Annotated in this window: 21 protein-coding genes and 1 riboswitch; of the genes, 1 reads left to right on the forward strand and 20 read right to left on the reverse strand. The window is 41.1% G+C overall.

Annotated features, from left to right (window positions below; genetic code table 11):
• Positions 1-3 precede the first annotated feature (3 nt).
• From RCP16_RS18575 to pth, 10 genes are all read right to left on the reverse strand, one after another.
• Positions 4-954, reverse strand: a complete 951-nt coding sequence (locus tag RCP16_RS18575) for a protein kinase domain-containing protein (protein ID WP_308641016.1) — start codon at positions 952-954, stop codon at positions 4-6.
• A gap of 120 nt (positions 955-1,074) precedes the next feature.
• Positions 1,075-1,605, reverse strand: a complete 531-nt coding sequence (locus RCP16_RS18580) for a S1 domain-containing RNA-binding protein (RefSeq protein ID WP_069326079.1) — start codon at positions 1,603-1,605, stop codon at positions 1,075-1,077.
• Between the two features lie 138 nt (positions 1,606-1,743).
• A complete protein-coding gene (locus RCP16_RS18585) occupies positions 1,744-2,103 on the reverse strand; it encodes an FtsB family cell division protein (RefSeq protein WP_137225685.1) in 360 nt (119 codons plus the stop codon).
• A gap of 199 nt (positions 2,104-2,302) precedes the next feature.
• Positions 2,303-2,587, reverse strand: a complete 285-nt coding sequence (locus RCP16_RS18590; protein WP_069326078.1) for an RNA-binding S4 domain-containing protein — start codon at positions 2,585-2,587, stop codon at positions 2,303-2,305.
• Positions 2,587-2,859, reverse strand: coding sequence for an HU family DNA-binding protein (locus RCP16_RS18595; protein WP_069326077.1), 273 nt, complete (start codon positions 2,857-2,859; stop codon positions 2,587-2,589). The genes RCP16_RS18590 and RCP16_RS18595 overlap by 1 nt, the downstream gene beginning before the upstream one ends.
• A 254-nt stretch (positions 2,860-3,113) precedes the next feature.
• On the reverse strand, positions 3,114-4,601 hold the full coding sequence (gene yabN, locus RCP16_RS18600) for a bifunctional methyltransferase/pyrophosphohydrolase YabN (RefSeq protein WP_308641017.1): 1,488 nt from the start codon (positions 4,599-4,601) through the stop codon (positions 3,114-3,116).
• Positions 4,602-4,639: 38 nt separating this feature from the next.
• Entirely contained in the window at positions 4,640-6,274 is a 1,635-nt protein-coding gene (locus tag RCP16_RS18605; RefSeq protein ID WP_308641018.1) for a putative polysaccharide biosynthesis protein, read from the reverse strand.
• A gap of 139 nt (positions 6,275-6,413) precedes the next feature.
• Positions 6,414-7,526 carry a peptidylprolyl isomerase gene (locus tag RCP16_RS18610; RefSeq protein WP_069326074.1) on the reverse strand — a complete coding sequence of 371 codons (1,113 nt, stop codon included), beginning with the start codon at positions 7,524-7,526 and terminating at the stop codon, positions 6,414-6,416.
• Positions 7,513-11,037 (reverse strand): transcription-repair coupling factor, encoded by a 3,525-nt coding sequence (gene mfd, locus RCP16_RS18615; RefSeq protein ID WP_137225677.1) that lies wholly within the window; start codon positions 11,035-11,037, stop codon positions 7,513-7,515. Before mfd ends, RCP16_RS18610 begins: the two co-directional genes overlap by 14 nt.
• 185 nt (positions 11,038-11,222) lie before the next feature.
• Positions 11,223-11,783, reverse strand: coding sequence for an aminoacyl-tRNA hydrolase (pth, locus tag RCP16_RS18620; RefSeq protein ID WP_069326072.1), 561 nt, complete (start codon positions 11,781-11,783; stop codon positions 11,223-11,225).
• Positions 11,784-11,962: 179 nt separating this feature from the next.
• On the opposite strand from pth, the gene RCP16_RS18625 reads away from it, so the two are divergent.
• Complete coding sequence (locus RCP16_RS18625; RefSeq protein WP_069326071.1) at positions 11,963-12,163, forward strand: hypothetical protein; 201 nt, start codon at positions 11,963-11,965, stop codon at positions 12,161-12,163.
• Between the two features lie 66 nt (positions 12,164-12,229).
• On the opposite strand, the gene RCP16_RS18630 is transcribed toward RCP16_RS18625, so the two are convergent.
• From RCP16_RS18630 to RCP16_RS18675, 10 genes are all read right to left on the reverse strand, one after another.
• Positions 12,230-13,183: a ribose-phosphate diphosphokinase gene (locus tag RCP16_RS18630; protein ID WP_069326070.1), complete on the reverse strand. Its 954-nt coding sequence runs from the start codon at positions 13,181-13,183 to the stop codon at positions 12,230-12,232.
• 199 nt (positions 13,184-13,382) lie between these two features.
• Positions 13,383-14,768, reverse strand: a complete 1,386-nt coding sequence (gene glmU / locus RCP16_RS18635; protein WP_069326100.1) for a bifunctional UDP-N-acetylglucosamine diphosphorylase/glucosamine-1-phosphate N-acetyltransferase GlmU — start codon at positions 14,766-14,768, stop codon at positions 13,383-13,385.
• A gap of 176 nt (positions 14,769-14,944) precedes the next feature.
• Positions 14,945-15,241: a septation regulator SpoVG gene (spoVG, locus tag RCP16_RS18640; protein WP_069326069.1), complete on the reverse strand. Its 297-nt coding sequence runs from the start codon at positions 15,239-15,241 to the stop codon at positions 14,945-14,947.
• A gap of 195 nt (positions 15,242-15,436) precedes the next feature.
• Positions 15,437-16,273 (reverse strand): pur operon repressor, encoded by an 837-nt coding sequence (purR, locus tag RCP16_RS18645; protein ID WP_308641019.1) that lies wholly within the window; start codon positions 16,271-16,273, stop codon positions 15,437-15,439.
• A 170-nt stretch (positions 16,274-16,443) separates the two neighbouring features.
• On the reverse strand, positions 16,444-17,298 hold the full coding sequence (gene ispE / locus RCP16_RS18650) for a 4-(cytidine 5'-diphospho)-2-C-methyl-D-erythritol kinase (RefSeq protein ID WP_069326067.1): 855 nt from the start codon (positions 17,296-17,298) through the stop codon (positions 16,444-16,446).
• Between the two features lie 219 nt (positions 17,299-17,517).
• Positions 17,518-17,793 (reverse strand): biofilm formation stimulator Veg, encoded by a 276-nt coding sequence (veg, locus tag RCP16_RS18655; protein WP_069326066.1) that lies wholly within the window; start codon positions 17,791-17,793, stop codon positions 17,518-17,520.
• Positions 17,794-17,899: 106 nt separating this feature from the next.
• On the reverse strand, positions 17,900-18,784 hold the full coding sequence (gene rsmA, locus RCP16_RS18660) for a 16S rRNA (adenine(1518)-N(6)/adenine(1519)-N(6))-dimethyltransferase RsmA (RefSeq protein WP_069326065.1): 885 nt from the start codon (positions 18,782-18,784) through the stop codon (positions 17,900-17,902).
• A 1-nt stretch (position 18,785) separates the two neighbouring features.
• The gene (gene rnmV, locus RCP16_RS18665) at positions 18,786-19,334 is read right to left on the reverse strand and encodes a ribonuclease M5 (protein WP_308641020.1); all 549 of its coding nucleotides are present in this window, start codon (positions 19,332-19,334) and stop codon (positions 18,786-18,788) included.
• Between the two features lie 192 nt (positions 19,335-19,526).
• Positions 19,527-20,645, reverse strand: a complete 1,119-nt coding sequence (locus RCP16_RS18670) for a resuscitation-promoting factor (RefSeq protein WP_371748125.1) — start codon at positions 20,643-20,645, stop codon at positions 19,527-19,529.
• Between the two features lie 323 nt (positions 20,646-20,968).
• A riboswitch (cyclic di-AMP (ydaO/yuaA leader) is annotated at positions 20,969-21,192 on the reverse strand.
• 195 nt (positions 21,193-21,387) lie between these two features.
• Complete coding sequence (locus RCP16_RS18675) at positions 21,388-22,155, reverse strand: TatD family hydrolase (protein WP_069326063.1); 768 nt, start codon at positions 22,153-22,155, stop codon at positions 21,388-21,390.
• Positions 22,156-22,199: the final 44 nt, after the last annotated feature.

A 22,199-nucleotide genomic window follows, 5' to 3' on the forward strand; every position in this document is an offset into this window, starting at 1 on the left:
TTTTTACTTGGTAAAGAATAAAGCGATAAGTAATGTAATTCCTAATATAATGATCGACCAGATCAGCGCATTTTTTAGGCGCCTGGTCACTGGATCGCCATTGTCTCCATATCTATTCAATACACCTGAACCACTTACTGCTTTCCATGCATGATAAGCTTCGCCAGTACTGTCAAATTCTCCGCGCAAAGCACGCTTTAACCAAGGAGCATACCGTTTCAATCTGGGCGTCTGATCGACCAGCGTTACCAGATCGGCAGAACTTCGTATTTGTGGCAATTGAGTAGCTATCACTTTTTGTAAGCCTGGTTCATTGAATAATTTGATACACATCACGGCAAAAGCAAACAAATCATAGGCGTAATCTCCTGTCCGACTGCCTGCTTTCCAAAATTTGCGATCATACCATTCTGTAAATTGATGCAGACTTCGTCCTGCTTGACTTGCACCACCGTAATCGATCAATTCTACCTGTCCTTCGTCGGTAATAATTACGTGTTCTGCTTTGAGATCGCCAAATACCCAATCTGCTTCATGCAGATCACGTAAAATTTCTAGCACCCCTAGACCTGCTTTGCCTATATGTTCACTTCCTTTGGATCGAAGGAAATTACTTAATGTTTGACCTTTTACATATTTCATCACATAAAAAGGAATAATGAGCCCATCTTCTTCATAGTCATCGGCATCATATAGATAACGATTGACCTGATTTTTTCCTGTTTCTTTCCAATGCTTATGTAAAGAAAAAAGAAGTTTGATCTCTGCTTGTAACGTACGATTATAAGCTCCCATTTTCAATGCATATAGATTACCATTCGCTAGAGCAGACACTAAATAAACGGTTCCGTTGGTTCCGGTGCCCAGTACGCGCTGTATCATATACTGTTGTCCTCTGGTTCTTCCGCTAATCATCGTTCCTGGCGGCAATTCAGAATTAGTTGATATTGACACCGGGCTTCTCCTTCTCCTCTGAGGGCAGTCTCTCAATTTAGTGTACCATACCTATAGCAAAAAAACCGCAGATGCCTAGGCACCTACGGTCGTTATTGTGTTCTATATGCAAGGTAAGGATTAACTACGCTTGGCACCACGGCCTCCACGTTTGGATTCCGTATTTTTTTTGAGTGAAGAAATGCGTTCCTCACTATCTTTCATGAAGCGTGTCAATTTATCATCAAACGTAGGTTTGCCAACTGCTGGCTTGTTGAAAGAACGACCTCCACGATCACCGCCACCGCCGCGGTTAAATCCGCCACCGCCGCCTCCAGAACGTTCTCCGCCGTCTCTACCGCCGCCACCGCTGTTACGTTGCTCAAAGCTACGCTCAGGACGAGGTGGTCTAGAAGATGGTGCTGGTTCTGCTGGTTTGTCAACGGCTTGCTTGATCGAAAGTCCGATTTTACCGTCTTTGTCGACATTGATGACTTTAACAGTAACGACGTCGCCCATTTTAAGATGGTCATTAACGTCTTTTACATAGTTGTCGGCAATTTCCGAGATGTGTACAAGACCAGTGACACCTCCCGACAAATCTACAAATGCTCCAAAGTGCGTTATTCCCGTCACTTTGCCTTCTAACTTGGTGCCCACTTCAATTGCCATAGAGTAAAATAATCCTCCCTTAAAATATACAGTAAAATCCCTTACGGATTACAATCTGCGTTGATTAAATTATAACGGAAGCCGAAAATAAGGTCAACTCACTAATGCTCAGTTTTACGACTTATTTCACTTCATTATTCATTTGCTGTCTGTTGCATCGGTTGCCCAAATCGGTGTTTCACCTGGTAAATACATACCATATTGCTTACGAGCGACTTGTCCGATGTATTCAGGATCTTCCAATCGCTTCACTTCACTTTGTGATTGAGCAAATGCTGCATCTGCTTTTTGCTTCTGCACTTGATGCTGTGCGAGTTCTTCTTTTTTATCCGCTAGATGTATCGACTGCATGATGAAAGTATAGATCGCCCAGCCCAGGAATAACACCATGAAAAGCATCCAAATCCGTAGCCGTCTGCGCGCCCCATTGTTTCCTTGAGATGACTGATTATTTGTTTTGTAGCTACCGCTTCGAATCGGCGTAGGTTTTGATATCATCGGGTTGCCTCCTTGATGGTCTGTCGTTATCGTATCACCAACATTACATTTTAATTAACATTACCACAAAATAACGATTTGTAACACTTTGTCGACAAATTAAAACAAAAACAAAAAAGGCTGTCCTCCAGTCCGAAGACTTAAGGACAACCTTTTTTAAACACTGAGCAATACATGTACCATTGGATATCTCTCCAAATTACTCTTTGGAAAAGATATCATCCTGTCTGACGATAGGCTCTTCTTTAAGCAATGTATACATCGTTGCTGCTTCGTCTTTGCGCGTACTATCTGCCAACCGTTCTACTTGTACAGTGACTAGCTTTTGTCCAAATTGAACTGTAATCTCGTCACCGACTTTAAGTGTAGCACTAGGCTTGGCTTCACGTCCGTTCAACAGGACTCGTCCCTGCTCGGACACATCTTTTGCCACAGTACGGCGCTTGATCAGTCTCGATACTTTCAGGAATTTGTCCAGACGCATTAGTTTACCGCTTCTTTAAGTTTGTTACCTGCTTTAAACGCAGGAACAGTAGATTCTGAAATGTTAATTTCTTCACCTGTTTGCGGGTTGCGTCCAGTACGAGCTGCACGTTTGCGAGTTTCAAACGTACCGAAACCGATCAATTGAACTTTATCGCCTTTTGTTAATGCATCTGTAATTTCGCTAAGGAAACCGTTTAATACTGTTTCTACATCTCTTTTTGTCAATCCACTGCTTGTAGAAATGTTGTTAATCAAGTCTGTTTTATTCATTATTCAAAGCCTCCCAAATATTCAAAGAAATATAGCTGCGTTATTCTGATTGTCTATACATGCACAATAAGTTTACGCAAAGTTGCTTGCCTACAGTATATTACATTCTTCACGACATCCCAAATTCCTCTATATTTCACTAGAGTTTTTGGTGCCATATGCATCATAGCATACCGTAAGCGTGTGCTTCAACGCTGCTAGGAAGATCATAACATAAGAACGTATGCTCTGCTTATTTTTTTCGAAATAATTGATTACCCTTTATTTTGCAATTTAGCTTCATCCCATAATTGATCCAGTTCTTCCAGTGTCATCGAACGAATATCTTTGCCTTGCGTGTGTAAAGACTGTTCGATATATTGAAATCTTTGTTTGAATTTGCGATTGACTAATGCTAAAGATTGTTCAGGATCAGCATCGATAAAGCGTGCAATATTCACTGCACAGAACAACACATCTCCAAGCTCCAACTGTTGATCTAATGCAGAATGTCCTTCACGTACTGCTTCTTTAAGCTCTAGAATTTCCTCGTCCATTTTGGCAAAAGCACCTTCGATATTTTCCCAATCAAAGCCGACTTTAGCTGCTTTTTTCTGAATTTTATAAGCAGTTAGTAGTGCAGGCAGATCACGTGGAACCCCATCCAGAAGAGAAGCGGCTACATCTAATGTACCTTTGAGTTTTTTCTCTTCTACTTTCATCGCATCCCAATTTTGGAGTGCTGTCTGTGCATCATTGGCTTCACGATCGCCAAATACATGCGGATGGCGGAAGATCAATTTTTGATTCAGACTTTCGATCACATCATAAACAGTAAAAGCTCCTGTTTCTTCTTCGATCTGAGCATGAAGCATAATTTGTAATAACACATCGCCTAATTCTTCCTGCATATGTTCTGGATCATCATCATCTATCGTTTCTAACACTTCATAGGTTTCTTCAATAAAGTTCTGGCGAAGCGATTGGTGAGTCTGTTCTTGATCCCATGGACAACCACCCGGACTACGTAAAATAGCAACGATCTCATGCAAACGAGCAAATGTACGATTACGTATCTGCTCATCTTCTGTACGAGGTACATAGATCAATGATAAATTACCATAGTTTTCAGTACGATCTAATTCATATACAGGTGTACGTTCGATTATTTCTTTGCCTTGCACTCCCAAATAGTGACACACGATCACTTCAAAATCATCAGGATACAGTTCCATTAAGCTTAATTTGACATCTGAAGCGGTAAACGTATCATACACTTGTCCAATGACCGTATGAAGCTGAGGCTGAAGCAATTGAGCATTCAACTGCGCCGCATCTAATAACTGGAATCCTTCGATAGGATCGAAGCCTAGACGGGTAAATGCCTCATCCAAAAAACTTTCTCCACCCAGTACATTTACAGTAATATTCAGCGCTTGTCCCTGCTCACGCAAAATCTGAACTGTTTTCTCAGCCACCATCGGATGACCGGGTACAGCATAGATGATTTCTTCTGTATCTAGTCCCTCTACTGCTGCTTGTAACAATCGATTAGCAATCTCTGCGTACACTTCTGGAAATGAATTTTTCGATTCATATACATCATCAAATGTGACAAAATCAGCCTGTAAAGCTTCTAATGCTGGATGATCTTTGGTGCGAACAAATAGCTTTTCAGCTTGTTCTAATTTGCGAAAAATTCCGACGGTCAATTGATCAACATCGCCTGAACCCAATCCAACTATTGTAATTTGAGCACTCATATTGTTCCTCCTCACATTTCTCAATAATGTCCCTATTTTCACGAAATTAATTTGAATTTTTGAAGTAATTTTGCTAGTTTTTTGCCTATTTTCGGCAAAGCAATAATCTCTGCTGTTGTCATGATTTTCAACTGGAATATCCCGCCGGCAAACACAACACCACCGATACATACTCCGCCTAAAGTAATCAGTGAAGCTTGAATACGTCCATCTAATCCCCAACGATCAAATAGATATTCAGCGCCGAACATCCATGCGATCACAGCACCAGACATCACAGCCACTAAAAATAAAGGCTTCACTACATCTTGCTTCCAGGTAACTTGCAAACGTGTTAATCGTATCAATAACCATGTATTCAATACAGCAGCTACCGCATACCCAACAATACCCGCAAAAGCAGCCCCATTAATACCAAAGTACGGTACCAATATAATATTCAGCACTGCTTTGACCACAGTAGCAAGTAGTAGATGTACTGCTGGCGCTTTGACAGAACCCATTCCTTGCAATAATGCAGCGGTCACGATAGATACGGTAGCTCCTACACCTGTAAATGCTAACCAGCGCATCGCTTCGCTACCTGCATCATCTTGATACAACATAATATCTAGCGGAACTGCTAATACAGCTACACCCGCTGAAGCAGCAAGCCCCAGTAACCAAAACCAGCTTAATGCCTGCCGACTCTGCGATTGCACCAGATCCATCCGATCACGCACTCTAGCATCTGCCAGCGCAGGAATAAATAGCACTGATAAGGAAGTCGCTAACATCGACATTAACTGAACTAAAGGCATACCTCGATTGTATATCCCGAATTGTACCATAGCTTCTGCTTCGCTCCAGCCGATCCCTTTTAATAAGCGTGGTACAGTAAAAGTATCCACCAGACTGATTAAAGGAGCAGACAAAGAACCTAAGCAGATCGGGAGTGCATATAATGATAAAGCTTTAAGTAGCGGAAATATAGGTTCATGCACGCTATGTGATTGAGAGGATAAAGACAACTTGTTCGCTGATTTCTGCCGATAAATCCACCAGTAGATCAGCATCACGAATAGTCCAGCGGCTCCACCAGCAGCAGAACCAAATGTAGCGCCTGCGGCGATCCAATCATCTGCGGCTCCATTACGATCTAACATCAGTAGTAGAATAACCATAGCGGCTACTCGAATCGTCTGTTCAGCAACCTGAGAGACAGCTGTAGGAATCATATTGTGCATTCCTTGGAAGTACCCTCTTAACCCTGCCATGATCGGTACTAACGGCAAAGCGAGTGCTGAACTACGTATCGCGGCTTCTGTATGTCGGTTATCAATCCAATCTGCTAGTAAAGGTGCTCCTATGTACATCAGAATGCCACCCACTACGCCTAACACGATCAACATCACGGATGAGATCGTAAGTACGCGCCTTGCTCCTTCTTCATTACCTGCGGCGATACGTTCAGCTACAAATTTGGAGACGGCAGCTGGAAAACCAGCAGTGGCTACAAGAAGAACGAGTGTATAAAAAGGATACACCGCATTATAAATACCGAATACTCCATCGCCTCCGATATTCTGCAACGGTATTTTTTGGATTGTGCCGATTAATTTAGACAATACAGCAGCTAACGCTAATATAAATGCTCCTTTGAGCATGCGGGACGATGGAGATGATTCTTTCATATGCACGGTGCTCCTTTCTAGCCAGTCGTGGCATTCTTTTTTCGGAATAAATTACACAAAAATAGCGCGGAGACTCCGCGCTATTTGTTTTGCTCATTCAATCTACTTTTTGCTATAGAAGCCAATCAGTCATCAAATATTATTTACTGCTTTCTGCTGGTGCTTCTGTAGCAGGTGCAGTTGTTGTTGGAGCTGTTGTTCCCTCTGTAGCTGGTGCTGTTGTACCTTCTGTCGGCGCTGTTGGAGCTGTAGTTGCTGGAGCCGTTTCAGATTTAGGTAGATTTTTCTTCGTAATCATACCTGGTACTTCTTTAGACATATACTCACTGAATTTTTGAGAAGCAATTTGAGATTTAATCGTTTCTTTTTCTTCTGTTGTAAGATCAGCAAATGCTTTTTCTGTACGAGATTCAACTTCGATTACATGATAACCGTAATCTGTTTTAACCGGATCACCGATCACACCGATTTTTTGTTCTAGTACTGCATTTTTGAAACCTTCAACCCAGTTTCCGACTTTCTCATTTTCGTAAAGACCACCTTTGTCTTTAGAACCTGTATCGTCAGAATATTTTTTAGCGATGGTTGCAAAGTCTGCTCCGCCATCCAATTTAGCTTTAACTTCTTTAGCTAATTTCAATGCTTGAGCATCTGTACGAGTCGTTTTGCCATCAGCACTTTGTAGTCCGATTAATACATGACGTACAGTCGCTGTTGCATAATCTTTTTTGTTATCAGTGTAGTATTTCTCTACATCTGCATCGGTTACTTTTTCTTTCATCACTTCAGAAGCAGTCAATACACGTGTCATATAATCTTTAACATCTTGCTCTGTCAAATTAGCTTCTTTGAGCATAGTAGCAAGTTGTTCAGGATCTACACTTGTTTTAAATTGCTTAAGTTGTTCTTCACCTTGTTTAGCACCTGCTGTTTTTGCTGCTTCGCTTGCACTTTCATCAAGAGATTTGTAAGCTACCTCTTGCTCAAGCAAAATTTCTTTATATTCGTCCATATCAAACATTTGTGCATATTGAGGAGAGAAGAATTTCATCATACTAACTTCATGATTAAATTCATTTTCAGTGATTGTACCGCCTTTATACTCGGCAACCACCGCACTTGTATCTTTCGTTTCATCATTCTTTGTTTCTGCGGTTGTTCCTTTGTTACAAGCTGCTAACAGACTGATGCACAGAATAGCAACTACTGCTAACATCGTCGTTTTCCGCGCAGCTTTTTTAATTGGCCACATCCTGTAGTTCCCCCTTTAGTTTGAATGATTCCATGATAGCCTCGAGGAATTGGCAGAGCAGTTCAAGTAGCTCGCCATCCGTTAGTCCTTTACCTTTGACTTGAATAACCATATTGGAACCCTGATTAAATTGTACACGTCTTTCGAAGCGATTGCCAACTTGGGACAGTTTAGACAAATTGAATGCTTTTTCTTGCCCTGTATGGAACTTCAGCAACACATCGTCTCCACGGCGCGAAATATTTTCGATCCCATAACGCTTGCCGTACAGCTTGAGTCGTGCCACTTGTAACAACTGCAATACCGCTTCAGGCAATTCGCCAAAACGATCCAACAGCTCATCTTCAAGTTCGCCAATATCATCAAATGCAGATAAGACAGCGACCTTTTTATAAATTTCTATTTTTTGGATACTGTCATAAATATAATCAGCTGGAAGATATGCGTCAATAGACAGATCGATAACGGTATTCCAATCGTTCGCTTTGGTATCTTCTTCGCCTAGCATAGTCACTTTACGTTTCTGAATTTCTTCAGCTAACATTTGTGAATACAAGTCAAACCCGACCGAAGCGATAAAGCCCGATTGCTCTGCACCTAGTAGATTACCTGCTCCACGAATCGATAGATCACGCATCGCAATTTTGAAGCCTGAACCCAGCTCTGTGAACTCTTTGATCGATTGCAGACGCTTCTCTGCCACTTCAGTTAAGACTTTATCCCGTTGGTACGTAAAATAAGCATACGCAATTCGGTTCGAACGTCCAACCCGACCACGTAACTGATAAAGCTGAGAAAGACCCATTTTATCAGCATCATGCACAATTAGCGTATTCACGTTTGGAATATCTACGCCTGTCTCAATAATACTGGTACTGACCAGAACATCGAATTCACCGTCTAAGAAATCAAGAATCGTTTTCTCCAATTCCTGCTCAGACATTTGACCGTGTCCAACAGCAACTCTTGCATCAGGAACCAGTTCCGAGATTTGTGCTGCCATCTCATGAATGCCTTGTACTTTGTTATAAAGATAATAAATTTGACCACCACGAATCAATTCGCGCTCTACTGCTTCACGAACCAGAGTATAGCTATGTTCAACCACATACGTCTGTACAGGGAAGCGATTCTCTGGCGGTGTCTCAATAACAGAAAGGTCACGCACACCAAGCATCGACATATGAAGCGTACGCGGAATCGGTGTTGCTGTCAGTGTCAGTACATCGACATTGGTTTTGAGGCGTTTGAGCTTTTCTTTATGGGATACACCGAATCGTTGCTCTTCATCGACAATCAATAGACCAAGATCTTTGAAAATAATATCTTGAGATAATAGTCGATGCGTACCAATAACAATATCAACTGTACCTTGCTTGATGCCTTTGATCGTATCGTTTTGCTCTTTACGTGTACGGAATCGGCTTAATACACTGATATTGAATGGATATTCAGCAAATCGTTCACGGAATGTCTCATAATGCTGTTGCGCCAAAATAGTAGTTGGGACAAGAATAGCCACTTGCTTACCTTCGATAGCCGACTTAAAGGCTGCCCGAATCGCTACTTCTGTTTTACCATATCCTACATCACCGCAAAGCAGACGATCCATTGGGCGTGTTTGTTCCATATCTTTTTTGATCTCATCAATCGCACGTAACTGATCACGAGTCTCATCGTATGGGAAAATATCTTCAAACTCTTGCTGTTCTGCTGTATCTTTTTCAAATCCATAACCCGAAGCTTCTTGGCGCTCAGCATACAGTTTGATAAGATCATCTGCAATATCTTGAACCGAAGAACGAACTTTACTTTTTACTCTCGTCCATTCATTGCCACCAAGCTTGTAGACTTTCGGTTCTTTTTCTTCAGAACCTACATATTTCTGAATCAAATCGATCTGTTCGATTGGTACAGACAGCTTATCGCCACCTGCATACATAATATGCATATAGTCTTTATGAATACCGGCTACTTCAAGTGTACCGATCCCCATATATTTACCGATACCGTGATTCTGATGAACTACATAGTCGCCTACTTTAAGTTCGGTATAACTACGAATCCGTTCAGCATTATCTACATTCTTACTGACTTTGCGGACTTTACGCTGCTTTTTAGAGAACATTTCGCCTTCAGTAATAACGGCTAGATTAATCGATGGCAATTCAAACCCTGTTTGTAGACTTCCATCAATCATAATCGGTGTCTCAATATCATAATCGTCAAGAACCCGGCGTACACGCTCCATCCGTTCTTCACCATTTGCCACCATTAATACTTGAATGCCTGCTTTTTTCCAGCGTTCCATCTCAGACTTGAGTACGTTCATCTGTCCATGGAAATCTTGCATAGTGCGACTGACAAAGTTAACGATATTGCCAGGTAGCACATGCGGAACTTGACGCAAAAAGATCGACGTCCAGATCGTCTGGAAGCCACTACGATACATAATGTCATCAGTGTCTCCAGCAAGCTCAAGCGAAGGCAGGTTTTTACCATTTTGCAGTAAATGCATATTCCATTCGGATTCATCACGCTCTAATTGCTTAGCAGTCTCTAGCAATCGTGCAGGTTCTTCCATAATCAGAATCGTATCTTCAGGCATGTAATTATATAAAGTCACCTGCTCTGGATACAGCAAGCTGATATATTTATATATTTCTGGGAAATAAATATGTTGGCGCATCAATTCGATTTCACGACCAATTTCTTCACGTAGACGAATCTTCGCCTGACGATCGGTCATTTTTTCGATTTGCATTTCAAGACGAGCAGAAGCCAAATCTGCTGCATGATTCATACGGGTACGATCAGCAATAATTTCGCGACAAGGAGTGATGATAATCGATTTGACTTTATCAATCGAACGCTGATCATCAGGATCAAATGTACGAATAGAATCAATATCCTCATCAAATAATTCTATCCGGTAAGCCAGATTAGCAGTCGCAGGGTAAAAATCGATAATCCCGCCACGTACACTCATCTCACCACGTGATTCTACACGTTCTACACGCTCATAGCCAAGCTCAATCATACGCGTCAGAAATGTGTCTAGAACCAGTGTACCGCCTTCTTGCAATTCAATTTCAGCACCTGCTAATGACTCGGGAGCAGGTACAAATCGCCGAATACCGGAAAAAGGCACAACAACAATGCCTCTGAATCCAGCAGCACATTTCATCAATACATCGATGCGTTGAGCTAATGTCTCAGGGCTTGATATCGCTGACTCTGCGGCTACCAGTTCGTTCGCAGGGTATAGCAAAACCTGCTCAGGTGTTAGCGCTTCCTGTAAATCTTCAGCAAGCTTGTGAGCAGCAAACATATTATGAGTGACAACCAATAACGGTCTTTGAACTTCTGTGAACAGACTAGCCATCATGATCTGGCGTGAAGAACCGGATAAACCGGAGATGAGTTGTTCTTTCATCCCGGACACAATACCAGATGTAACAGAACCAAAATCCTTATCTTTGGCAAATGCTTGTATCAGAGTTTCTAACAAAACGGCACCTCACTTATCCTTAGGTAAAAACGGTAAAACGACAAATCGGATTCATCTCGATTTGCCTATAAACAACCGCCTTCTTATCCAACCCTTATTACGGATCAGACTCAAAGGCGGTACTTATGAATTTGGGACAGTTATCAATGTCTGTATTTGCTTACGAATTAAGGCTTATTATAGCATTAACCGTTAAATTTAGCCATCGTCTGCTCAAAGGTATGCTTTAAGCTATATTCCATCGCATTACACGAATTTTCGATCATTTCATCTAACAGTTCCTTTTCTTTTTTAGCAAAAGGAGATAGAACATAATCAACAATCGCATAACCAGGCGTTGGTCTTGAAATACCCATTCGAATACGATCAAATGTCTGTGTACCGGTATGTTGAATAATCGATTTGATCCCATTATGTCCACCTGCACTACCTTGGTAACGCAGTCGAATTTTACCTGTTTCGGTATCCATATCATCATAGACTACAATCATATCTTCTAGAGCAACTTTATAATAATCCATATATCCTCTGACCGCTTCGCCAGATAAATTCATATAGGTCATCGGCTTGATCAAAACGACCTTAATTCCATCAATATGTCCTTCACCGATCAGCGATTTACTTTTAGCTTGATTAATAGCGATCCCGTGGCGATCTGCTAAACGATCTAATGCCATAAAACCTACATTATGACGAGTTTTGGCATATTCAGATCCGGGATTGCCCAAACCTACAATCCATTTCATTCGTACATATCCTCTTTTCTTTAGAAATAGGCAATGATGCAAAAATTAAAGGTTGCTATATTATCGTGCAGTCACTAACATTTTTTGCTAAAATCAGATTATTGAATACGTATCCGCTTTTTGATACTTATCTGCAAATGATCAACTTCACGACTAACCAGTAGAGAGGGGGATTCAGCATGTACACCTTTGGGCAGCAATTGCTGAAAAACCGTCATTTTTATGATCATTTTAAACAGGAAGTGCCTGTGCAGATTTATCGTCGTGATATTCCTGTCGATATCGGAATGATTACGGCGTATGATCACCAGTTTATTGAAGTGAATCGTGTATTGTACCATCGGCAACGTCATGTTTTTTTATCAAGACCAGGTTATTAAAATAGATACGCCGATAAGGGTTACTCGCCTCAGATGGGGCAAGTAACCCTTTTATTACATCAACGCTTATTCAATTTCAAATAATTTACTGATCGACAACTCTTCATGAACACGAATAATCGCTTCGCCCATAAGAGGTGCTACCGATAATACTTTTAATTTGCTTGTAGGATTAGGATGTGTAATCGGAATAGTATCTGTAACAATAACTTCTTTGAGTGGTGAGTTTTCCAAACGATCCATAGCTGGGCCAGATAATACAGGATGTGTACAACAAGCATACACTTCTTTCACTCCACCTTCGATCAAAGCATTTGCACCCAATACGATAGTACCCGCAGTATCAATAATATCATCTACCAAGATCGCAGTTTTACCTTCGATATTACCAATGATGTTCATCACTTCACTCACATTCGGTTCAGGGCGACGCTTATCGATAATCGCAAGCGGAGCACTGAGTAGATCAGCAAGCTTACGCGCGCGAACTACACCACCGTGGTCAGGAGACACGACAACAGGATTCTCAATTTTTTTGGAACGGAAATATTGAGCCAAAATCGGTACTCCAAGTAGATGATCTACAGGAATATCGAAGAATCCTTGAATCTGCATCGCATGTAGATCCATAGCAATAACGCGATGAGCACCTGCTTTTTCAATCAGATTCGCAACCAATTTGGCTGTGATCGGATCACGTGAACGTGCTTTACGGTCTTGACGTGCATATCCGTAATACGGAATAACCACATTGATACTTTTAGCAGAAGCACGTTTTAATGCATCTACCATAACTAGCAGCTCCATCAGATTATCATTGACAGGTGCACACGTAGATTGGATGACATAGACATGGCAACCACGAACACTTTCAGACAACTTCACCTGAATCTCTCCGTCACTAAATCCAGTCGTACGAGATTCACCCATAGGAATACCAATATAGTCAGCAATCTGTCCCGCCAACTTAGGGTTAGAATTACAAGTGAAAATTTTTAATTTAGAATCACAATAAGTCATAATGGTTAAAACCCTCCGTGGTGGTTCATTGGAATGCTTATCAACTCGGCGTTCATTTCTCTTTAGATCCGTCAAATCATACAACAAGCATTATATATTTCATATTATATAATAATTCTTTAGCGAATAGTGGCATTTTGTTCGTAAGAATCGATAATAATTTTAGCTACACATCATTAATTTTTGTTATAAATGTTAATTATTCCTTTTTATCATGAATTGCTTTCGCTTTAGCGCGAATTTTTTCAGCATATCCTGATTTGTTTTCTTGACGTTGACGAGCGATTGCCATGTCGTTAGCTTCTACATCTTCTGTAATGGTTGAGCCTGCTACCACATAAGCGCCATCACCGATACGTACAGGAGCAATCAAGTTCGAATTGCTTCCAATAAATACGTTGTTACCAATCTCTGTAACAGCTTTGTTGAGTCCATCATAGTTAGCTGTGATCGCCCCACAACCAATATTAACGCCTGAACCTACAACAGCATCCCCTACATAACTGAGATGAGGAATTTTGGAACCTTGTCCTACAGTTACATTTTTCAATTCTACAAAGTCGCCTACTTTTACTTGATCACTTAACTTTGTACCCGGACGCAAGTAAGCAAATGGACCAATATTACCTTCAGCCCCTACTTCAGCTCCGGACAGAATCGATTGACGAACCGTTGAACCATTGCCTATTGTGGAATTTTCAATTTCTGTATTCGGTCCGATGATACAATCTTCACCAATCACTGTTGCACCGTTAAGGACGGTTCCTGGATAAAGGACTGTATCTGATCCGATCACCACATCAGCTCCAATATAAGTCGCTGATGGATCAATAATGGTAACTCCGTTTAACATATGTTTTTTTGCAAGGCGTGCGCGCATAAATCCTTCCGCTTCTGACAACGCTAGACGATCATTCACACCGATTGATTCAGCTAGATCAAATGTTTCGTAGGCAGCTACCATTTCACCTTGTTCACGCAAAATAGTAATGCAGTCTGTTAGATAATATTCTTGTTGAGCATTATCGTTCGTAATTTGAGAAAGAGCTTGGAACAATTTGCTGTTATCAAAACAATACGTACCTGTGTTGATTTCTTGTACAGCTAATTCTTCAGGCGTGCCTTCTTTTTGCTCAACGATTTTCTGTACACTACCATCAGCTCCACGAATAATACGACCGTATCCTGTAGGATCAGTCATTGAAGCTGTCAAAATCGTTACTGCTGCACCCTGACTTTCGTGATTAGCAATAATATTTTCAAGTGTCTCAGGAGTTACCAAAGGCGTATCTCCACAAATAATAATCGTTGTTCCTTTTTCAGTACCCAGCAAAGATTCTGCTTGTTGAATCGCATGACCGGTTCCTAATTGTTCACTTTGTAGTGCGTATTCTGCACGATCGCCTAGATAAGCTTGTACCGCTTCTGCTCCGTGACCTACAACGACTACACTGCGCTCACAATGAACTTGCTGTACAGCATCCAGTACATGACCTACCATCGGCTTACCGCATACCGGATGTAGAACTTTGTACAATTTGGATTTCATGCGTTTACCTTTACCTGCTGCGAGTATGATTGCCATTCTTTTTGAATCCAACAATACAGACCTCCTTATTCGAACTCATATATTTAAATCATTATGTTAGATTTATCGTTAAAACTCCTTAATGAATATATCTTATTCCAGACAAAAAGAAAAGGGAGCCACAATGTAGCTCCCTGTGGCTCCCTTTTCTTTCAAACCCCAATAAGTAAACGTTAAGCACCTTCTTCAATCACTTCTTCAATCGCTTCTTCTTCCAATCCTGCACGTTCATATTCAGCTAATACAGCTAACTGAATCTTCTCGCGAGTTCCAGAAGAAATAGGATGTGCGATGTCGCGAAACTCGCCATCAGGTGTCCGTTTGCTTGGCATTGCAACAAACATTCCATTGTTACCATCAATTACACGAATGTCATGAACGACAAATTCGCTATCAATTGTGATGGATGCGATTGCTTTCATTCTGCCTTCGGAATTTACTCGGCGGAGTCTTACATCCGTTATTTCCATATGTGTTCACCACCTTTGTCTATTCAAGACTTGGTTGTGTAATTCCACACATGGAAGTCAAATTCCTTCTTTTTTCTCCAAATTAATTGTATATTTTTTTATTTTATTTATCTTTAGGCTCGATTTCTACCGTTTTCACCTGATTTTGATGATATTCGTTCTCATTACGAAAATGAAAATTATCGGCAGAAAAGCTTAATTAGAATCATTTTCAAAGTAGTTCCCAGGTTGTACCGTAATTTTTTTGTTTTTAGGATCAATATCAGTTACTTTCGCAAGTGATATATAATCTGCCCACAGACGATCATCCGTGTCGACAGAACCAGATTCTAAAAGCACCCCGACTCCAGCAACCGTTGCATTAAATTCTCCTAAAAGATCAACCATACCTTGAATAGTACCGCCAGCTTTCATAAAATCATCAATAATCAATACACGTGATTTTTCTTTAAGTGCGCGGCGTGACAATGTCATCGTATGCAGACTCTTGTGGGAACCTGATACATAGTTAATACTTACCGCAGATCCTTCTGTCATCTGATGATCCCGGCGTACCAGTACAACCGGCAGATTCAATTGCGTACCTGTAGCATGAGCCAAAGGAATTCCTTTGGTTTCTACTGTCATAATGACGTCGATCGGCGTATCTGCAAAAGCTGAAGCAAAAATCTTACCTACTTCATTCAAAATCGCAGGTTGCCCTAACAGATCAGACATATAAATATAGTTACCTGGAAGCAGACGATCCGGTTGTCCTAATTGACCGCAGATTTCTTCCATAAATGAGAATGCTTTTTCTTTCGCCAGCTTTGGAATATATTTCACTCCGCCTGCTGCTCCTGCAAGTGTTAATAATTCTCCCGTACCATCTTCTTCAAAAACTTCTTTAATAATGGTCAGATCCTCACTAATCGATGATTTGGCCGCTCCGTATCGATCAGCGAAAGTGGTTAATGGAATCAGCGTATGTGGTCGTGAAGTTAAATATTGAGTTAATTCAACTAACCGCGCGCTTCTCTTTAATTTTTTCACCATAACGCCTCGCTATCTACAAAATATTGACATTTTATACCCTAAATCCGAATAATTAAAGTGAATATAACATTTTTGTACGTGTTTGTAAAAGAAAATCGCAATCTTTTTCTCTTATGGCTTATCATCGAGCACCATTTAGAGTTAAAAAGACTGCGATTTGAAATCATTTAAGTTAATATCCGCACAGCATAGACTTCTTTGCAAAATCCACGTAATCCATTATAGACACGAGCTACTTTGGACTCGCGCGAGATCAATCCGAATACAGTGGGTCCACTTCCTGACATAAGCACACCATCGGCTCCCAACTGAATCATCGCCTGCTTGAGCTGTTGAACTTGCGGATAATGAGTCAGAGTAACATCTTCCAACACGTTACCCAGTTGATGACAAATCTCATCAAAAGATTTGTTTTCTAACGCTTTTTGCATTTCTAGAGCAGAAGGATGCTTAGCGATCTTATCTGCACGAAACCGTCCGTATACATCGGCAGTAGACACGTTAATAGGTGGCTTCGCTAACACAACCCAGCAATCTGGTGGACTGGTCAGTGGAGTGAGTAGCTCTCCACGTCCTGTAGCGAGCGCTGTCCCCCCTGTGATGCAGAAAGGAACATCAGAGCCAATAGAAGCACCTAGCTCCATCATGTCTTCATGGGGAATCTGGAGGTTCCAGAGACGATTCAATCCTCTAAGCGCTGCTGCAGCATCACTGCTACCTCCAGCTAGACCAGCCGCAACTGGAATCTGCTTATCGATATGAATATGTACGCCTTGCTTAATATTATATTTTGCTTTAATTTTTTGAGCAGCTTGAAAAGCCAGATTTTTCTCGTCTAAAGGAATATATCCTGCTTGACTAGAAATTTGGATCGTATCTCGAGACAATTCAGTGATCGTTAGGCGATCGGCTAGATCCACCATTGTCATGATCATCTCGACCTCATGATACCCATCCGGTCTTTTATGTAACACATCCAGCATCAGGTTGATTTTTGCTGGCGCTTTTTCATATATCTTCATGCTGTTCCTCCACCCTCAACATTCCATCCGAACGATTTGATACGCTGCGTACGGGTTCCTGTGCTTATCATTACGAATAATCCATATTATAAAAAAAATGACGTACAAAGTCTATTATATGGGTATCGGGTTCCGTTCATGTAGATCAAATATAGTCACAAAACAAAACAGTCTCTACCCCGAAAGGAGATAAAGACTGTCTTATACTAAAACAGTTATTCAATTCCCAACATATTCGATTCGTGTCTGACAATCGTCATCACAGACGGTGACTTCCACAGAATCTGTCAATATATCGGCATAGCTGTAAGACACACGTTCAAATGTCTGATGCTCTTCAGCGAGCTTGACAATAAAAACAGAAGGGTAGGTCTCTTCCAAAACTCCGGTTCGTTCGATGGTCTTCTTACGACCACCATTAGCACGTAACGTAATTTTGTGCCCTACATGAGCATCAAGACTACGTTTGATTTCCAAAAGCGCATTGTTAGCCATTGACTACAACCACCTCTTTCCCTCTTCATTATATCAAAGAAAAGAGTGTTTGTCAAATGAACATTAAATTATAGCAGTATTAATTTTATCTTGTCAACGAATTTTTTCAACGGATACCTGCTCTCAAAAATACACTGCTCAAAGTTGCGTATTCTTGCAAACTAAGTGTCTCTCCACGTCTAGAAGGTTCGATTCCTGCTTCTGCCAAAAGTTGCTCTAATTGTGTACGATCGCCACCTTCAAAATAACGGCTACGCAAGTTATTGGCGATTGTTTTGCGACGCTGTACAAAACAAGATTGCATTAATTCAAAGAAGTACGCTTCATCTTCGACTTCAACTGCCGGACGATCCCTTAGTTTCAAGCGAATGACAGCAGATTCTACATTCGGTTGCGGGATAAATACCGTTTTAGGGACGATACAGATCAATTCAGGCACGCAATAGTATTGAACAGCAATACTAAGACTTCCGTAGTCTTTGCCTCCAGGAGGGGCTGCCATGCGCTGAGCGACTTCTTTTTGAATCATAACGACGATATTGTCTAACGGTAAACGTTCTTCTAACAACTTCATCACAATAGGTGTAGTGACGTAGTATGGTAAGTTAGCCACCACACTGACTTTTTCAACTTCACTGAAGTCTTCACGGAACAATTGATGCAAATCGACTTTGAGCACATCATCATGACGTACTTTAGCATGAGGATAAGGCTCTAAGACTTCTTTCAAAATCGGAATCAAGCGACGGTCAATCTCAACTGCTGTGACTGCACCTGCTTCTTGAGCTAGACGCTCGGTTAATGCACCGATTCCGGGTCCAATCTCTAATGCTCCATTTTCAGGCGTTAATTCAGCTGCTTCTACAATTTTGTTCAAAATATTGGAATCGATCAAAAAGTTCTGACCTAAGCTTTTTTTAAACGAGAATCCATATTTATTAATAATTTCTTTGGTGCGTTTGGGTGTAGCTATTTCTAATCGTTCATCCATATTATTGTTCTTCCTCCGCTTCCAGTTGTGAGAGTGCTGTTGCAAACTCTTCACGGCTAATTCCAAAAATACGTAAACGTTTATGGAACTGCTTTCCATTGCCATAACCTATGCCGAGCAGATTGCCCATTTTCATTCGTCGCTCCGCAGCATCAGGTTGCATCACAAGTCCTGTCATGATCAGATCTTCCCAATCGATCAGAACTTCCGCTTCTGGCATCTCAGAGTGTACACGCGCCAACGCTTCACGAATAGCTTCTGGAGAAGCATTTTCGACACCGATATCACCTTTGAGCGTAGCTTCACTTTCAGGGATAAAAGCATGCTTACATCCAGGGACTTTCTGCGCTACGATCTTACGTATCCGTTCACCTGCAAAATCAGGATCAGTTAATATAATTACACCGCGTCGTTCTTGAGCTAATTTTACACGACGAATCACATGAGCACCTATAGCTGAGCCGCCTGTCTCGATCGTATCTGCGTCTACAGCTCTTTTAATCGCTACGGTATCGTCTCGTCCTTCCACAACAATCACTTCTTTAATCACGTTGATTGTACGCTTCCCTTCACTCTCTAAATGATAAGATAATCTGTTCGATATTCATCTTAACAGAACAAAAAGAAGAGGATTTATCCTCTTCTTTTTGTTTTCTTTATGCACGCTCATAGTTAATATTATTTATATCATATAACAGATGACTGGGCTTAAGCAATGGTGCTATCCCAATCAACACCCTCTCTAGGGTTTAACCGGGCCAATTACATATACAGTGTAACCGGATTTGCGTCCAAATGCTCTCGCTTGGCTCAAGCTGTCTATATACACGTCGATTTTATTACCGTTAATAGCACTACCGGTATCTTCAGCACGGCGGAAGCCAATGCCTTCAATGTATACCCACCATCCCATAGGAATGACACTCGTATCGACTGCAATCGTACGACCTTCTGTTACACGTGCTCCCGAAGCAGTCACTGTACCTAGACCAGGTTCTTGAGACGAATAAGCAGTTAGAGATACATTGTTCAGTACTTTCGCATAAGAGAAATCTACACCTGCTTTGGAAGTACTATTACTTGATCCTCCACTAGAAGAAGCAGCTGCGAGAAGTTTAGGCTCCTCTTTTTTGGTACCAATAGCTACAATCTTATCTTTTACTTTTGCGGTTGTTTTTTTATCAACCATACGTTTGGAGACGAATTCTCCATCTTCGTATACTTTCTCGATGTATTGAACCACTTTACCTGTTTGACCGCCTTGCACTAACTTGGTTTTACCTTCAAGCATAGAACCATCGGTTTTCTTAACCGTTTGATACGGAATCTTGACTACTTTTTTCGCTACAAATGATTTGGTACGCACAATCTTGATATCCATATTGTCATGAACTGAAGATTCCATCGCAGGTGTTAATTGATCTTCACCTGACAGTGTTAACCCAGCCTGCTCCAATGTGTTACCAACTGTTTTAGAGGTGGTATAAATTTTCTTGGTTCCACCATCTGCCGTAATGTTTACTGCAACCGCATGGTTAATATAAACTTTGTCCCCATCCTGAAGCGCGCCATTCATAGGCATAGATACTTTATCTTGTGGTGCCACTTTAATTTGATTTTCATCAAGCAGTTGAGAAAGCATCAATTTACGTGTTTCCACGGTTTGTGCTTTGCCGTCAATGACTACAGAAATATTTTTACCCGCTTGATTATAAAGTAGGGACAATAGCATCGCTGCAAGAGCGATCACTAATAATGCAGCCCACAATACATAGCGTAGGTTTTGTTGCTTCCAACTCAGCGCGTAAGACATGCTGGATGAGCGCGAACCATGGGTTTTTTCGAAAGGAGCAATTGCCACTTCTTCCGTCCTCCTTCATAGTCTCGCCGTCTAGCTGTGACGTAATTGTATATGACGCGACTATATAACAGAATTTTCACAGGCTGATCGTAAGCATAAGATTACCAAATCTGTGTGATAATCTTTCGTGATGTTCAAAAATGCCTGCGCCATGGTCAGTCTAAGGGACACACCTAATATCTGAAAGATCAAATTTCAAATATCGTATTCTCTGAATCTTTTCGTTTAGCCCAAAACAAAAGAAGCCTCTGGAAAAGAGCAAAGCAACTTTTCCTTGGCTTCCGACGTATCTAAATACAGTTCGGAAAACGTTAGAAAATACGAGGTTGCCTCTGCATCGCTTACGGGGTTAGCTGTCGGATTCGGACACATCATATTTCTTGCCCTTTGAAGGCTCCTCCGCTCATGGCGCGAGTACCTCCAATTCACCCCATAGACCCTGTAAAAGGAATCATACATAATGACTTCGGTATTCTGATAATAATGGCTTGAAGACATATGTTGGTTCCCCCGTTTTCCTATGCAGGAAACTCAGCGAGACCGAATCATGGAATCTTGCGTAATAACAGCAAGATTAAATCACTGATGAAATAATATCCCGAACCCAACCCTCATGTAAAGCGACCAGCAAGCACGTTTTTCTGAATAAATGGTTAAAAAGTTGTCATATTCTCTTGTTTTTTGGTTATAATTTATTCATATATCCGTTTAACGCTGTTTTTTGCGTGATTTACTCTCTTTTTCACCGAATGCCAAATCGTTCCAGTGCATTTTTAGTTGTAATTGTACTAATTTCTTCCAGTGATACCCCTTTTAGCGCAGCAGCAGCTTCTGCTACAAGTGTCACATAACCGGACTCATTTCGTTTTCCACGATAAGGATGTGGTGTCAAAAATGGGGAGTCTGTTTCAAGCAAAAGACGGTCCATTGGAACCTGTTGTAACACCTCTTTAGGTTGCTTCGCATTTTTGAAAGTAATCGGTCCTCCAAACGATAAATGAAAGCCCATATCGAGACACATTTTAGCCGTTTCCCAGCTACCTGAAAAGGAGTGCATAACCCCTCCAACTTCATGTGCTTTTTCTTCGCGCAAAATCTTAACAATATCTTCATGAGCATCACGATTATGGATAACAATTGGCATATTAATCGAACGTGCTAGACCGATTTGTTCACGTAATACTTTATGCTGCACTTCTTTCGGTGAAGTATCCCAATGATAATCCAGACCAATCTCACCAATCGCTACTACTTTTTCATGTTTGCATAGCGATTCGATCCATTCCAGATCTCCAGGTTGCATATGAATCGCATCTACAGGGTGCCAGCCAATAGCCGCATATATAAATTCATAACTTTCGACTAATTCCATCGTGGTGGGAATCGTTTCACGGTTGAATCCTACATTGATCATTCGGGTTACCCCTTGTGCATAAGCACGCTCAATCACTTCTTTACGATCATCGGCAAATTCGATCGAATCCAAATGAGTATGTGTATCAAATAACATATACTTTTCTCACTCCTTCTCTGTTTCTCGTTCTTTTTTCGTTA

Source organism: Paenibacillus nuruki (assembly GCF_963311185.1).
Classification (GTDB): domain Bacteria; phylum Bacillota; class Bacilli; order Paenibacillales; family Paenibacillaceae; genus Saccharibacillus; species Saccharibacillus nuruki.

Coding starts and splice junctions, on each gene's coding strand:
- RCP16_RS18630 (WP_069326070.1), bottom strand. CDS start 13,183: ATGACTTATTGTGATTCTAAATTAAAAATTTTCACTTGTAATTCTAAC.
- RCP16_RS18675 (WP_069326063.1), bottom strand. CDS start 22,155: ATGTTATTTGATACACATACTCATTTGGATTCGATCGAATTTGCCGAT.
- RCP16_RS18605 (WP_308641018.1), bottom strand. CDS start 6,274: ATGAAAGAATCATCTCCATCGTCCCGCATGCTCAAAGGAGCATTTATA.
- spoVG (WP_069326069.1), bottom strand. CDS start 15,241: ATGGAAATAACGGATGTAAGACTCCGCCGAGTAAATTCCGAAGGCAGA.
- RCP16_RS18580 (WP_069326079.1), bottom strand. CDS start 1,605: ATGGCAATTGAAGTGGGCACCAAGTTAGAAGGCAAAGTGACGGGAATA.
- pth (WP_069326072.1), bottom strand. CDS start 11,783: ATGAAATGGATTGTAGGTTTGGGCAATCCCGGATCTGAATATGCCAAA.
- glmU (WP_069326100.1), bottom strand. CDS start 14,768: ATGGCAATCATACTCGCAGCAGGTAAAGGTAAACGCATGAAATCCAAA.
- RCP16_RS18610 (WP_069326074.1), bottom strand. CDS start 7,526: ATGTGGCCAATTAAAAAAGCTGCGCGGAAAACGACGATGTTAGCAGTA.
- ispE (WP_069326067.1), bottom strand. CDS start 17,298: ATGAAGATATATGAAAAAGCGCCAGCAAAAATCAACCTGATGCTGGAT.
- veg (WP_069326066.1), bottom strand. CDS start 17,793: ATGGCTAACAATGCGCTTTTGGAAATCAAACGTAGTCTTGATGCTCAT.
- rsmA (WP_069326065.1), bottom strand. CDS start 18,784: ATGGATGAACGATTAGAAATAGCTACACCCAAACGCACCAAAGAAATT.
- RCP16_RS18590 (WP_069326078.1), bottom strand. CDS start 2,587: ATGCGTCTGGACAAATTCCTGAAAGTATCGAGACTGATCAAGCGCCGT.
- RCP16_RS18585 (WP_137225685.1), bottom strand. CDS start 2,103: ATGATATCAAAACCTACGCCGATTCGAAGCGGTAGCTACAAAACAAAT.
- RCP16_RS18625 (WP_069326071.1), top strand. CDS start 11,963: ATGTACACCTTTGGGCAGCAATTGCTGAAAAACCGTCATTTTTATGAT.
- RCP16_RS18595 (WP_069326077.1), bottom strand. CDS start 2,859: ATGAATAAAACAGACTTGATTAACAACATTTCTACAAGCAGTGGATTG.
- yabN (WP_308641017.1), bottom strand. CDS start 4,601: ATGAGTGCTCAAATTACAATAGTTGGATTGGGTTCAGGCGATGTTGAT.